This window comes from Pseudomonas qingdaonensis (assembly GCF_018398475.1).
Classification (GTDB): Bacteria; Pseudomonadota; Gammaproteobacteria; order Pseudomonadales; family Pseudomonadaceae; genus Aquipseudomonas; species Aquipseudomonas palmensis.
Genome location: NZ_CP074676.1, coordinates 881,753 through 894,210, shown reverse-complemented (window position 1 = coordinate 894,210; position 12,458 = coordinate 881,753). Strand labels below are relative to the sequence as shown.

Annotated in this window: 14 protein-coding genes; 7 read left to right on the top strand and 7 right to left on the bottom strand. The window is 63.8% G+C overall.

Going from position 1 to position 12,458, the window contains the following annotated elements:
• Positions 1 to 39: 39 nt before the first annotated feature.
• A complete protein-coding gene (locus KH389_RS04055; protein ID WP_213606916.1) occupies positions 40 to 300 on the bottom strand; it encodes a hypothetical protein in 261 nt (86 codons plus the stop codon).
• Positions 301 to 463: 163 nt separating this feature from the next.
• On the opposite strand from KH389_RS04055, the gene KH389_RS04050 reads away from it, so the two are divergent.
• Positions 464 to 670, top strand: coding sequence for a hypothetical protein (locus tag KH389_RS04050; protein WP_213606914.1), 207 nt, complete (start codon positions 464 to 466; stop codon positions 668 to 670).
• Positions 671 to 742: 72 nt separating this feature from the next.
• Here KH389_RS04050 and KH389_RS04045 read toward each other — a convergent pair whose 3' ends face one another.
• On the bottom strand, positions 743 to 1,327 hold the full coding sequence (locus KH389_RS04045) for a YajG family lipoprotein (RefSeq protein WP_043864348.1): 585 nt from the start codon (positions 1,325 to 1,327) through the stop codon (positions 743 to 745).
• 791 nt (positions 1,328 to 2,118) lie between these two features.
• On the opposite strand from KH389_RS04045, the gene mqo reads away from it, so the two are divergent.
• Entirely contained in the window at positions 2,119 to 3,624 is a 1,506-nt protein-coding gene (gene mqo / locus KH389_RS04040) for a malate dehydrogenase (quinone) (RefSeq protein WP_043864347.1), read from the top strand.
• A 54-nt stretch (positions 3,625 to 3,678) separates the two neighbouring features.
• Here the strand turns inward: mqo and KH389_RS04035 are convergent, their stop codons facing one another.
• From KH389_RS04035 to KH389_RS04025, 3 genes are all read right to left on the bottom strand, one after another.
• Complete coding sequence (locus KH389_RS04035) at positions 3,679 to 3,966, bottom strand: PA4642 family protein (protein ID WP_054916234.1); 288 nt, start codon at positions 3,964 to 3,966, stop codon at positions 3,679 to 3,681.
• Between the two features lie 71 nt (positions 3,967 to 4,037).
• Positions 4,038 to 4,505: a hypothetical protein gene (locus KH389_RS04030; protein WP_054916235.1), complete on the bottom strand. Its 468-nt coding sequence runs from the start codon at positions 4,503 to 4,505 to the stop codon at positions 4,038 to 4,040.
• A 154-nt stretch (positions 4,506 to 4,659) separates the two neighbouring features.
• Complete coding sequence (locus KH389_RS04025; protein WP_043864344.1) at positions 4,660 to 5,217, bottom strand: hypoxanthine-guanine phosphoribosyltransferase; 558 nt, start codon at positions 5,215 to 5,217, stop codon at positions 4,660 to 4,662.
• 165 nt (positions 5,218 to 5,382) lie between these two features.
• Here KH389_RS04025 and upp point away from each other — a divergent pair, with 165 nt between their 5' ends.
• Together upp and KH389_RS04015 are read left to right on the top strand one after the other, a co-directional pair.
• The gene (upp, locus tag KH389_RS04020) at positions 5,383 to 6,021 is read left to right on the top strand and encodes a uracil phosphoribosyltransferase (RefSeq protein WP_054916236.1); all 639 of its coding nucleotides are present in this window, start codon (positions 5,383 to 5,385) and stop codon (positions 6,019 to 6,021) included.
• 2 nt (positions 6,022 to 6,023) lie between these two features.
• Positions 6,024 to 7,298 (top strand): uracil-xanthine permease family protein, encoded by a 1,275-nt coding sequence (locus KH389_RS04015; RefSeq protein ID WP_043864342.1) that lies wholly within the window; start codon positions 6,024 to 6,026, stop codon positions 7,296 to 7,298.
• Positions 7,299 to 7,385: 87 nt separating this feature from the next.
• On the opposite strand, the gene hemH is transcribed toward KH389_RS04015, so the two are convergent.
• Complete coding sequence (gene hemH, locus KH389_RS04010) at positions 7,386 to 8,402, bottom strand: ferrochelatase (protein ID WP_043864341.1); 1,017 nt, start codon at positions 8,400 to 8,402, stop codon at positions 7,386 to 7,388.
• 12 nt (positions 8,403 to 8,414) lie between these two features.
• On the bottom strand, positions 8,415 to 9,317 hold the full coding sequence (locus tag KH389_RS04005) for a TIGR01777 family oxidoreductase (RefSeq protein ID WP_213606912.1): 903 nt from the start codon (positions 9,315 to 9,317) through the stop codon (positions 8,415 to 8,417).
• 185 nt (positions 9,318 to 9,502) lie between these two features.
• On the opposite strand from KH389_RS04005, the gene KH389_RS04000 reads away from it, so the two are divergent.
• From KH389_RS04000 to KH389_RS03990, 3 genes are all read left to right on the top strand, one after another.
• Positions 9,503 to 10,489 carry an NAD(P)/FAD-dependent oxidoreductase gene (locus KH389_RS04000; protein WP_213606911.1) on the top strand — a complete coding sequence of 329 codons (987 nt, stop codon included), beginning with the start codon at positions 9,503 to 9,505 and terminating at the stop codon, positions 10,487 to 10,489.
• Between the two features lie 112 nt (positions 10,490 to 10,601).
• On the top strand, positions 10,602 to 11,558 hold the full coding sequence (locus KH389_RS03995) for a YbgA family protein (RefSeq protein WP_054916238.1): 957 nt from the start codon (positions 10,602 to 10,604) through the stop codon (positions 11,556 to 11,558).
• Complete coding sequence (locus tag KH389_RS03990) at positions 11,548 to 12,438, top strand: MerR family transcriptional regulator (protein WP_043864337.1); 891 nt, start codon at positions 11,548 to 11,550, stop codon at positions 12,436 to 12,438. Before KH389_RS03995 ends, KH389_RS03990 begins: the two co-directional genes overlap by 11 nt.
• Positions 12,439 to 12,458: the final 20 nt, after the last annotated feature.

Here is a 12,458-nt window from a genome sequence, read left to right as displayed (position 1 = left end):
GAACATGTGGGAGCGGGCTTGACCCGCGATGGCTTCACCTCAGATCCAGGTACTGAACCACGACAGCAGCAGCGCCATCGCCAGGCACGAAAACCCCAGGATGTAGTAGAACCGGTTCACCCGCAGGTTCATCCCCTCCACCATCACCTCATCACGCGCCAGCCCCGCCAGCGCCTGCACGCCACGACGCCGCGCCGCTTGCAACAGCAACCCGCCAGGGCAGGTAATCAACAAGGCCAGCACATTGATCAGCTTGGCCGGGTGGGCCGCCAGCAGCCCCCACATCATTTGCAACGACATCGCACAACCTCGATTAAAAACCAGACCTCGACACGCCGCGCATTCTACCCAAGCGCCAGCGGCTCTCTCGTACTTTGCGACCGATGACAATTAAATCCGGCCGTCACACGTTCGTCATCCCGACAAGCCACTCTATTGCCCTTCAACACTCAGGGAGCTTGTCATGCTGCACGCCGAAAACCAGGACCGCCTCTATCTGATCGCCCCCAGCGATGAACAACAGGCCTTGATCGACGGCCTGGCGTTCAACGTCCAGGACCGCCAGTGGCTGGTGTACTGCGCACTTGGCGGGCATGTCCACCATGACCTGCCGGAGGTCGACCAGGGCACCGGCATCAGCCTGCTGGACTTCTACGTCGAAGCCGCCTGAGCAGGTCACGCCCACTAAAAAGCCCGATGCCTGCAACGAGGCATCGGGCTTTTTCGTTTGCCGTCAGCGGGTTTACTCGCCCAGTACCTGACCGACCGTCGGGTCCTTGAACAGGCGGGTCAGGGCGTCGCTGAGCACGTCACCCACCAGCTTGGTGTTGGTTTCCTGGTTGGGCGCCATGCCGAAGCGCTGGTCCAGCGAGGCGCCGTAGCGACCGCTGTAGCGGCGGTTGGCATTGGACACGTCGGCACGGAAGGTGGCGCCAATGGTGGCCTCGGTCACGTACAGGCCTTCCTTGGGCGACTGGTACTTCAGCTCGGCCAGGGTCACGGTCAGCTGCGGGGCGTTGTAGGCGTTCGCCGTGGGCGTGAAGCCCAGCAGGCGCACCGCTGCCTCGGCCTGGGCCTGCAGCTTGGGCACGATGTCATTGCCGTTCACGGTGATGGCGCTGGTTTCCGGGTACAGCCCGCCGCGGGTACCCAGGGTTTGCGAAGGACGACCATCGACCACCTTGACCACCACCGGCTGGCCACGACCCACGGGCGCGAGCTGGGCAGTGAGTTTGGGTTGCGGGCTGAGTTGTTGCGGGCTGTGGGCACAACCGACCAGGGTCAGGCTGGTGACAGCGATCAAACCGAACAACAAACGTTGCAACATGCTCATCTCTCCAGGAATAGCAGCAAAGGTCGCCAGTATAACCACCCGGGACCACCCCAGCCATCGGGGCCAGCCACTGTCACAATCGTTTCATCATCGACCGCGTAGACTGCCCATCTGCGCCGGTGAGCGCTCTGTTCAGCCGCCTGCCCCCTGCAGGCCAGCCCGCCACGGCGTGGCCGGCGAAGCAAAGCGCAACAAAAGTCGTTAATAAAGATCGTTTCTGCCCGCGACCTCGTTATAATCTCCCCCCGATTATAAGGACGTCTCCTGATCGGGCCTCGCAGCACCGCCAATGCCATTGCATCGGCATCCCCGAATCGCCCACAGAGAGCCGCCCACACAGGTCTTGCCAAGCTGGTGTGCCCGCGTTCCTTCGGCGCTCTGCTCTGCCTGAACCTGCCGGGTTTGCCATCGTGCACACCCTTTTTGAGGTTCACGACTCCAAAAGAGCGTGAAAAAACGGTTTTCACAACTTCACGAGAGTGTGGCGAGCAATGAACAGTCTGGCATGTGTAAAAGCAGCAACTGCGTCCCTGAAAGCCCCAAACAGCTGGCAACAGCACTCATCTGCGATGGGTGACTAAGGCCGGTCCATAGCGCACGATGGACACCTTGACCATAAGTCGAATTGCCGCACGGGCGGTAAAATGCGTTCATAGGCAACGCAAAGCCCGGTTGGTGGTGTCCGCGGAAGTTGAAAAACCTGCGAAGTAGCGGACATGGAAATCCCGGCCAAGCCTGGGAGCCATGCTGTCAATTTGGTGCTGAAGATTTTTGGAGACGCGTTAATGGCGCAGAACGAAGCAGTCGATGTAGTACTGGTAGGGGCCGGCATCATGAGTGCCACCCTGGCCGTACTGCTCAAGGAACTCGACCCGGCGATGAAGCTGGAAGTCGTCGAGTTGATGGATTCGGGTGCCGCGGAAAGTTCCAACCCGTGGAACAACGCCGGGACCGGCCATGCCGGGCTGTGTGAGCTGAACTACACGCCGCAGGCCGCCGACGGCAGCATCGACATCAAGAAAGCGGTACACATCAATACCCAGTTCGAGGTATCCCGGCAGTTCTGGGCCTACCTGAGCAAAAAGGGCGCCTTCAAGAACCCGCGTGCCTTCATCAACCCGATCCCGCACCTGAGCTACGTCGAAGGTGACAAGGGCGTCGCGTTCCTGAAAAAGCGGTTTGAATCGCTCAAGCCTCACCACGCCTTCGCCGAGATGGAATACACCGAAGACAAGGCGCTGATGAACGAGTGGATGCCGCTGATGATGCCGGGCCGCCCCGCCGACCAGCACATCGCCGCCACCCGCGTGATGAAAGGCACCGACGTCAACTTCGGCGCCCTGACCAACAAGCTGCTCAAGCACCTGGCCGACACCCCCGAGTCGCAGGTCAAGTACAGCAAGAAGGTCACCGGCCTGCGCCGTAACGGCAGCGGCTGGACCGTCACCATCAAGGACGTCAACAGCGGCAGCAGCCGCGACGTCGATGCCCGCTTCGTGTTCCTCGGCGCCGGTGGCGCGGCCCTGCCGCTGCTGCAGCTGTCGGGCATCGAGGAGAGCAAGGGCTTCGGCGGTTTCCCGGTCAGCGGCCAGTGGCTGCGCTGCGACAACCCCGAGGTGGTCAAGCGCCACCAGGCCAAGGTCTACAGCCAGGCCGCCGTGGGTTCGCCGCCGATGTCGGTACCGCACCTGGATACCCGCGTCGTCGACGGCAAGACCTCGCTGCTGTTCGGCCCGTACGCCGGCTTCACCACCAAGTTCCTCAAGCACGGCTCGTTCCTCGACCTGCCGCTGTCGGTGCGCCTGGGCAATATCGGGCCGATGCTGGCCGTGGCCCGCGACAACTTCGACCTGACCAAGTACCTGGTCAGCGAGGTGATGCAGTCGATGGAACAGCGCCTGGAATCGCTGCGTCGCTTCTACCCTGAAGCCAAGGCCGAAGACTGGCGCCTGGAAGTGGCCGGGCAACGGGTGCAGATCATCAAGAAAGACCCGAAAAAAGGCGGCATCCTGCAGTTCGGTACCGAACTGGTGGCGGCCAAGGACGGCTCGCTGGCCGCCCTGCTGGGCGCCTCGCCGGGTGCTTCGGTCACCGTGTCGATCATGCTGGAACTGATCGAACGCTGCTTCCCCGAGCAGGCCAAGGGCGCCTGGGCGGCCAAGCTCAACGAGATCTTCCCGGCACGGGAGAAGGTCCTGGCGACCGACGCTGCGCTGTACCACAAGATCAGCGCGCAGAACGACGAGGCCCTGGGCCTGGTCGAGAACCAGCCGACGCAAAGCTACGCGTAAGCGTGATGCATGAAAAAACGCCCCTCGGGGCGTTTTTTCATGGCTGCGATGTACTCACTTGCGGGCGCTGTCGATGATCTCGATGTACTCGGGCGCATTGCGCTGGTCGCCGATCACCTGGGCGAAGGTGTTGCCGTGCTCGTCCTTGCCGTCCACATCGTATCCGGCCTCGACGAAGAAGCCGACGAAACGTTCGAAGTCATCGATGCGCAGGCCGCGATAGGCCTTGATCAGTTTGTGGTGCGAGGGCGAGCTGGCATCGGCCGGTTCGAACTGGAGAAACGACTTGATGTAGTCGTCGCTGATCTCATCACCAATCACTTGCTTCTTGTCTTTACGCATTGCCGACTCCAACTGAACCATCACGGACATTTTTCACGGGCCGGCAGTTTACCCCCCGGCAGCGCTGTGGCTCAACGCGCGCGTAGGGTGCCGGTGTGCACATCGGCCCAGATATGACCGTTGGCATAGCTGAGGAACTGCACGTACAGGGTGTCGTTGCGCAGCAGGTCGAGAATCACCCGATACTGGCTGGCGGGATAGTTGAGGGTCAGGGTGCGGCTCTTGGCGTCGAACGCCGGTTTGCGCAGGCTCTTGCCTTCGCCGTCGAAGCTGATCAGCACCTCGCTGATGGTGGCGCCCTTGTTCAGGGGCTTGCCCTTGAGGCGCATCAGCACCGGTGCCGTGACCGGTATCGGTTGCTGGTTGGACTGACGCTGGTTGCCGACCACCACCGAATACTGGGTCACCTGCAGCAGTTGCTGGGCTTCGGGGGTTTCCTGGCGCAGGGTAAGGTCGTCGGGCGGCAGGAACTGGCTGTGCAGCGGCGCGGCGGCCAGGGGCAGGCTGGTCAGCAGCAGGAGGGCGAGGATGGCGCGCATGGCAGGCTCCTTGGGGGCGGCCTGGCACTCTAGCATGAGAAATGTACGAAGCTGATGGCCTCTTGTGGGAGCGGGCCTGACCCGCGATGCAGGCACCGCAAATAGCTGATACCGCATCGCCCCTTTCGCGGGCCAAGTCAGCTCCCACCCGGTTTTACATGCCCTTCACGGCATAGATACCTGCCGCATTGCGCCAGTAGCCCTTGTAGTCCATGCCGTAGCCGAACACATAGCGGTCAACGCAGCTCAAACCGCAGTAGTCGGCCTTCAGGTCAGGGCTGGCCTTGCGGTCGTGGTCCTTGTCCACCAGCACCGCGCTGTACACCGCCTTGGCACCGGCATGCTTGCAGAAGTCGATGATGGCGCTGAGGGTGTGCCCTTCGTCGAGGATGTCGTCGATGATCAGCACTTCTCGATCGATGAACGACACTTCGGGCTTGGCCTTCCAGAACAGGTCACCGCCGCTGGTCTGGTTGCGGTAGCGCGTGGCATGCAGGTAGGACGCCTCCAGCGGGAACTGCAAATGGGTCAGCAGCTTGCCGGAGAAGATCAGGCCACCGTTCATCACGCAGAACACCACCGGGTTGCGGTCGGCCAGGTCGGCGGTGATCTGCGCGCCCACACGGGCAATCGCCGCTTCGACTTCGGCTTCGCTGTGCAGGCAGTCTGCTTCACGCATGACTTGACGGATATGCTCGAGATCAGCGGACATGACGCTCTCCAGGGGGCTGCGGTTGAGAAAAGCGGGCAAAGGTACGCACCCTCACGCATCAGATCAAGCATTTATGGACTAACGTGCACAATGCCTATAGGACACCTGCGGCCGAATAGATTACTCTAGCGCGGTTTTTTTGCCCGCCCCCCGGAGCCTTTCCCTATGCCAACCCGTGAGATCCGCCATCCGCTGATCCGTCACAAGCTCGGCCTGATGCGCCGCGCCGATATCAGCACGAAGAATTTTCGCGAACTCGCCCAGGAAGTCGGCGCGCTCCTGACGTACGAGGCAACCAAGGATCTGCCGCTGGAAAGCTACGACATTCAAGGCTGGTGCGGCACCGTACAGGTCGAGAAGATCGCCGGCAAGAAGATCACCGTGGTGCCGATCCTGCGCGCCGGTATCGGCATGCTCGACGGCGTGCTCAGCCTGATCCCGGGCGCCAAGGTCAGCGCCGTGGGCGTTGCCCGCAACGAGGAAACCCTCGAAGCGCACACCTACCTGGAAAAACTGGTACCCGAGATCGACGAGCGCCTGGCCATGATCATCGACCCGATGCTGGCCACCGGCAGCTCCATGATCGCCACCATCGACCTGCTGAAGAAGGCCGGCTGCAAGGACATCCGCGCCATGGTGCTGGTGGCAGCGCCCGAAGGCATCGCGGCGGTCGAGGGTGCACACCCCGACGTGCACATCTACACCGCCTCGATCGATGAACGCCTGAACGAACACGGCTACATCATTCCCGGCCTGGGCGATGCAGGCGACAAGATCTTCGGCACCAAGCAGAAGGACACCTGAACATGCAGGACGAGTTCAACGACCCGCTCTGGCGCCAGGTCGTCTCCGGCGCGCAGATGCTCTTCGTGGCATTCGGCGCGCTGGTGCTGATGCCGCTGATTACCGGCCTCGACCCCAACGTTGCGCTGTTCACTGCGGGCCTGGGGACTCTGCTGTTCCAGGTGGTCACTGGCCGTCAGGTGCCGGTATTCCTCGCCTCCAGCTTTGCCTTCATCACCCCCATCATTCTCGCCAAGGGCCAGTTCGGCCTGGCCGAGACCATGGGCGGGGTGATGGCGGCCGGGTTCGTCTACACCTTCCTGGGCCTGGCCGTGAAGATCAAGGGCACCGGCTTCATCGACCGCCTGCTGCCGCCGGTGGTGATCGGCCCGGTGATCATCTCGATCGGCCTGGCGATGGCGCCGATTGCCGCCAACATGGCCATGGGCAAGGCCGGCGACGGCGCCGAACTGCTGCCCTACAGCACCGCGATGATGATCTCGATGCCGGCGCTGCTCACCACCCTCATCGTGGCGGTGTTCGGCAAGGGCATCTTCCGCCTGGTGCCGATCATTGCCGGGGTGCTGGTGGGCTTTGGCCTGTCGTTCTACTTCGGTGTGGTCGACACCGCCAAGATCGCCGCCGCCCCCTGGCTGGCCCTGCCGCACTTCACCGCGCCGGCCTTCAACTGGCAGGCGATCCTGTTCATCGTACCGGTGGCCCTGGCCCCGGCGATCGAGCATATCGGCGGCGTGATTGCAGTGGGCAGCGTGACCGGTCGCGACTACCTGAAAAAGCCCGGCCTGCACCGCACCCTGCTGGGTGACGGCATCGCCACCACCACCGCCGGCCTGTTCGGCGGCCCGCCCAACACCACCTACGCCGAAGTGACCGGCGCGGTGATGCTGACCAAGAACTACAACCCCAAGATCATGACCTGGGCGGCCGTGTTCGCCATCAGCCTGGCCTTCGTCGGCAAGTTCGGCGCGTTGCTGCAGAGCATTCCGGTGCCGGTGATGGGCGGCATCCTGTGCCTGCTGTTCGGCTCGATTGCGGCAGTGGGCATGAACACCATGATCCGCCACAAGATCGACCTGAGCGAAGCGCGCAACCTGGTGATCGTCTCGGTGACCCTGGTGTTCGGGATTGGCGGTGTGCTGGTCGGCACCGGTACCGGCCCGGACGACTGGGGCCTGAAGGGTATCGCGCTGTGCGCCGTGGTGGCCATTGCGCTCAACCTGCTGCTGCCGGGTAATGACGGCTGGAAGAACAAGGTGCTGGACGACCATTTGCCTTGATCTGAAACGCTTCGCCGGCAAGGCCGGCTCCTACAGGGGTTCGCGCAAACCTGTAGGAGCCGGCCTTGCCGGCGAACGCTGCACTACCTAACCCGCCTGCTCACACAACTGCGTAAGCGCCTCCACCCACTGCGGGTGATCATTCAGGCACGGCACCAGCACCAGCTCTTGCCCGCCCGCCTCGACAAACTGCTCGCGCCCGCGATCGCCGATTTCTTCCAGCGTCTCGATGCAGTCGGCCACGAACGCCGGGCACATCACCAGCAGCTTCTTGACGCCTGCCTTGCCCAGCTCGTCCAGGCGCGCCTCGGTGTAGGGTTCGATCCACTTGGCCCGGCCCAGCCGCGACTGGAACGACACCGACCATTGGCCCTCGGCCAGGCCCATCTTCTGCGCGAACAACTGTGCCGAACGCAGGCACTGCGCGCGATAACACACCGCCAGCACCTCGGGCGAAGCGTTGCGGCAGCAGTCGGCATTCTGGAAACAATGCGAACCGGTAGGGTCGAGTTTCTTCAGGTGCCGCTCGGGCAAACCGTGAAAGCTCAGCAGCAGGTGATCGAAGCCCTGCTCCAGGTACGGCCTGGCACTGGCCACCAGCGCGTCGATGTACAGCGGCTGGTCATAGAACGGACGCAGCACCGGCATCTGCAATGCCAGCTTGTGCTCGGCCACCACGGCCTTGGCCTGCTCGATCACGGTGGTCACGGTGCTGTCGGCAAACTGCGGGTACAACGGCGCCAGGGTCACCTTGGTGACGCCCTGGCCGGCCAGACGCTGCAACACCGTGGACAGCGAAGGCTCGCCATAGCGCATGGCGATTTCCACTGGGCCATGGGCCCAGTGCGCGCCCATGGCCTGCTGCAGGCGCCGGGTCAGCACCACCAGCGGCGAGCCTTCCTCCCACCAGATGGAGGCATAGGCGTGGGCCGACTGCTCCGGACGCTTGATCAGGATCAGCGAGACCAGCAGGCGACGCACCGGCCACGGCAGGTCGATCACATACGGGTCCATCAGAAACTGGTTGAGGTAACGACGCACGTCGGCGACGGAAGTGGAAGCCGGTGAACCCAGGTTGACCAGCAGCAGAGCATGATCGGTCATGCAACATCCTTTTCAGAGGCGCGCGGACAAGTCATCCAGCGCCGATTGCACATCGTTGTAACGGAACGTGAAGCCTGCCGCCAGCAAGCGCACCGGGCGCGCCCGCTGGCCACCCAGCAGCAATACCGACAGTTCGCCGAGCCCGGCGCGCAGCACCAGCGCCGGCAACGGCATGAACGCCGGGCGGTGCAGCGCGCGCCCCAGGCGTCGGGCAAATTCGCGGTTGCGCACCGGCTCCGGCGCGCAGGCATTATAAGGACCGCTGGCATCCTCGCGCTGCAACAGAAAATCAATCAGGGCGATTTGGTCGTCCAGATGGACCCACGGCATCCACTGGCGACCACTGCCAATCGGCCCGCCCAGCCCGAGCTTGAACGGCAGGCGCAGGCGCGACAAAAAGCCGCCCTCGGCCGCCAGCACCAGCCCGGTACGCACCAGCACCACCCGCATGCCCAGGGCCTCGGCGCGCAGCGCGGTTTCTTCCCAGGCAATGCACAGCTGGCTGGCAAAGTCCTCCTTGACCGGCTGCGACAGCTCGGTCAGCTCGCGCTCACCACCATCGCCATACCACCCCACCGCCGACCCCGAGATCAGCACCGCAGGACGCTGCTGCCGGCCTTGCAGCCAGGCAATCAACTGCTCGGTGAGGGTGATGCGGCTGGCCCACAGCAGTGCGCGTCGGTGCGACGTCCAGTGGCGATCGGCAATCGGCGCACCAGCCAGGTTGACCACGGCGTCCACCGGCTCCTCGCCCAGTTCGTCGAGCCGGGCAATGCCGCGCACCCCTGCCCCGCACACCTGAGCGACCTGCGCCGGACGCCGGCTCCACACCGTCAGGCGATAACCCTTGTCCTGCCAGAAGCGGCAAAGGTGTCTGCCGATCAGGCCCGTACCACCGGTCAGCAATATATGCATGGCTGTGTCCTCACATGGCGCGCGCTGGTCTATTTTTAAGTTCAAGGCACTTTTTTGACCGAACGCTCTCGGATAAACATAGGCCAACCTGCAACGTCGAGCGGAATCATCTTATACAAGCTGTAGATATTGTACAGGCTTGTCGGGCAGCGTAGGCTGTTTCCAAAAGGTTCGAAGAGGCCATCATGACTGTTCCTATCGCAATCATCGGTGCCGGCATCGCCGGCCTGTCCGCCGCCCAGGCCCTGCAGAAGGCCGGGCACACCGTGCACCTGTTCGACAAGGGCCACGGCAGTGGCGGACGCATGGCCAGCAAACGCAGCGAAGCCGGCGCCCTGGACCTGGGCGCGCAGTACTTCACGGCCCGCGACCGACGTTTCGTCGAACAGGTCCAGGCCTGGCAGGCCAAGGGCTGGGCGGCCGAATGGAAGCCGCAACTGTACAACTACCGCGAAGGTCAGCTGACCCCCTCGCCGGACGAGCAGTTCCGCTGGGTGGGTGTACCGCGCATGAGCGCCATCACCCGCGGCCTGCTCAAGGATGTCACCGTCAACTTCAATTGCCGCATTGCCGAGGTGTTCCGCGGCAAGCAGTACTGGCACCTGCAGGACACCGAGGGCGGCAGCCACGGGCCGTTCAGCCGCGTCATCATTGCGGTGCCGGCGCCCCAGGCCACGCAGCTGCTCAGCGCCACCACCAAGCTGGCCGGCATGGCCGCCAGCGTGCAGATGGAGCCCACCTGGGCCATTGCGCTGGGCTTCGATACGCCCCTGGACACCCCCATGCAGGGCTGCTTCGTGCAGGGCTGCGACCTCGACTGGCTGGCGCGCAACCGCAGCAAGCCCGGGCGTGACGAAAAACTCGACACCTGGGTTCTGCACGCCACGGCCAGCTGGAGCAAGCAACACATCGACCTGTCGCGCGAGGCAGTGATCGAGCACCTGCTGGGCAACTTCGCCGAACTGGTGGGCTGCGCCGTGCCGGCCCCCACCTTCACCCTGGCCCATCGCTGGTTGTATGCCCGCCCGAGCAGCAGCCATGAATGGGGCGCCCTGGCCGATGCCGACCTGGGCCTGTACGCCTGCGGCGACTGGTGCATGTCGGGGCGCGTCGAGGGCGCATGGCTCAGCGGCCAGGAAGCGGCGCGGCGCCTGCTCGAACACCTGGAATGACCCCTGCACCAGCTGAAGCTGTACAGAACATTTGACTTGTACAACGCGTTATCTATGATGAGCGAAGCTGTACATAATTTTGTTTCTGTACAAATTTCAGTCGAGAGCGACCATGGCGGCCACCAGACCAAAGATTGCCATCAGTGCATGCCTGACCGGCGAAGAGGTCCGCTACAACGGCGGGCACAAGGCCTCGCGCCTGTGCAATGAAGTGCTGGCCGAACACTTCGACTTCATCGGCATCTGCCCCGAGGTCGCCATCGGCCTGGGCACACCTCGCCAGGCCATCCGCCTGACCGGTGACCCGGCCAACCCCAGGGCCGTGGGCAGCCGCGATGCCAGCCTGGACGTCAGCCAGGCACTGGATGCCTACGGCGCAGAAATGGCCGGGCAACTGACCGACATCTGCGGCTACATCTTCATGCAGAAATCGCCATCCTGCGGCCTGGAACGGGTCAAGGTGTACCAGGCCAACGGCTACCCGGCCACCGAAGGCGGTCGCGGCCTGTACGCCGCACGGTTCTGCGCCCAGCGCCCCGACCTGCCGGTCGAAGAGGATGGCCGGCTGTGCGATCCGGTACTGCGGGAAAACTTCATCACCCGCGTGTATGCATACGCCGACTGGCAGCAATTGCTGGCAGGCGGGCTCAGTCGGCATGCCCTCATCGCCTTCCACTCGCGCTACAAGTACCAGCTGATGGCGCACAACCCCCAGCAGTACAAGGTGCTCGGCAAGTTGCTGGGCAGCATGCAGCGCCAGGACGACCCCACCCAGATCGGCCCACGGTATTTCAGCCAGCTGATGAGCGCCCTGAGCCGCTGCGCCAGTCGCGGCACCCACGGCAACGTGCTGATGCACCTGAGCGGCTACCTGCGCCGGTTTCTCGACCCCCGCGACAAACAGGAAATCCGCGCCCTGATCGAGCAGTACCAGGCCGGCATCGTCCCGCTGGTGGTGCCGCTGACCCTGCTCAAGCACCACCTGCGCCGCCACCCCGACCCCTACCTCATGCAGCAGGTCTATCTGCAACCGCACCCGGAAAACCTGAGCCTGCGCAATGCCATCTGAAGACGACCTGCTGCCCATTCGTGAAGTCACCCGCCTGACCGGGGTCAACCCCGTGACCCTGCGCGCGTGGGAGCGTCGCTACGGGCTGATCGTGCCGCAGCGCACCGGCAAGGGTCACCGGCTCTACAGCGCCGCACACGTGCAGCGCATCCAGCAGATTCTGCAATGGCTCAACCGCGGAATCGCGGTGGGCCAGGTCAAGCCGCTGCTCGACACCTCCCCTGCAGTGCAACCCGCACCCGGCAACGACGACTGGCACACCCTGCGCCTGCAACTGGTCGACTGCATCGCGCAACTGGCCGAACGCCGACTCGACCAGCTGTTCAACCAGGCCATGGCCCTCTACCCCGCCGCCACCCTGTGCGAGCAACTGTTGCTGCCGTTGCTGCAAGAACTCGACACCCGCTGGCACGGGCACTTTGCCGCCCGCATGGAGCAGGTGTTCTTCCATACCTGGCTGCGCAGCAAACTTGGCGTGCGGGTGTATCACAACAATCGTCAGCTGAACGCCGCGCCCGCCCTGCTGGTCAACGCCTCGGCCCTGCCATTCGACCCGCAGCTGTGGCTGTGCGCCTGGCTGCTCAGTGATGCCGGCTGCGCGGTCGAGGTATTCGACTGGCCGCTGCCACCTAGAGAGCTGGCGTTTGCCGTGCAGCAGCTCAAACCCTGTGCGTTGGTGATGTGCCTGAACGCGGCGCTCGATCCGCGTGAACTGCAGCGCAGCCTCAATGCGATCGATCTGCCGACCCTGCTGCTGGGCAGCATGGCCGCGCTCTACAAGGAGCATGCCGAGGCGGCGGGCCTGCAGGCAGGCAACGTGCATCTGCCGTCCTCTGTGGTGGCGCTGCCCGCCCTGTTGCTGGGCCTGCTGGCCACCTGACGTCTCCCCCACATTCACAG

Bases quoted from the DNA above. Each gene is read 5' to 3' on its own strand.
- KH389_RS04030 (WP_054916235.1), bottom strand. From the start codon at position 4,505: ATGCGCGCCATCCTCGCCCTCCTGCTGCTGACCAGCCTGCCCCTGGCC.
- KH389_RS03995 (WP_054916238.1), top strand. From the start codon at position 10,602: ATGGCGGCCACCAGACCAAAGATTGCCATCAGTGCATGCCTGACCGGC.
- KH389_RS04000 (WP_213606911.1), top strand. From the start codon at position 9,503: ATGACTGTTCCTATCGCAATCATCGGTGCCGGCATCGCCGGCCTGTCC.
- upp (WP_054916236.1), top strand. From the start codon at position 5,383: ATGCCAACCCGTGAGATCCGCCATCCGCTGATCCGTCACAAGCTCGGC.
- hemH (WP_043864341.1), bottom strand. From the start codon at position 8,402: ATGACCGATCATGCTCTGCTGCTGGTCAACCTGGGTTCACCGGCTTCC.
- KH389_RS03990 (WP_043864337.1), top strand. From the start codon at position 11,548: ATGCCATCTGAAGACGACCTGCTGCCCATTCGTGAAGTCACCCGCCTG.
- KH389_RS04055 (WP_213606916.1), bottom strand. From the start codon at position 300: ATGTCGTTGCAAATGATGTGGGGGCTGCTGGCGGCCCACCCGGCCAAG.
- KH389_RS04005 (WP_213606912.1), bottom strand. From the start codon at position 9,317: ATGCATATATTGCTGACCGGTGGTACGGGCCTGATCGGCAGACACCTT.
- KH389_RS04045 (WP_043864348.1), bottom strand. From the start codon at position 1,327: ATGTTGCAACGTTTGTTGTTCGGTTTGATCGCTGTCACCAGCCTGACC.
- KH389_RS04050 (WP_213606914.1), top strand. From the start codon at position 464: ATGCTGCACGCCGAAAACCAGGACCGCCTCTATCTGATCGCCCCCAGC.
- KH389_RS04035 (WP_054916234.1), bottom strand. From the start codon at position 3,966: ATGCGTAAAGACAAGAAGCAAGTGATTGGTGATGAGATCAGCGACGAC.
- mqo (WP_043864347.1), top strand. From the start codon at position 2,119: ATGGCGCAGAACGAAGCAGTCGATGTAGTACTGGTAGGGGCCGGCATC.
- KH389_RS04025 (WP_043864344.1), bottom strand. From the start codon at position 5,217: ATGTCCGCTGATCTCGAGCATATCCGTCAAGTCATGCGTGAAGCAGAC.
- KH389_RS04015 (WP_043864342.1), top strand. From the start codon at position 6,024: ATGCAGGACGAGTTCAACGACCCGCTCTGGCGCCAGGTCGTCTCCGGC.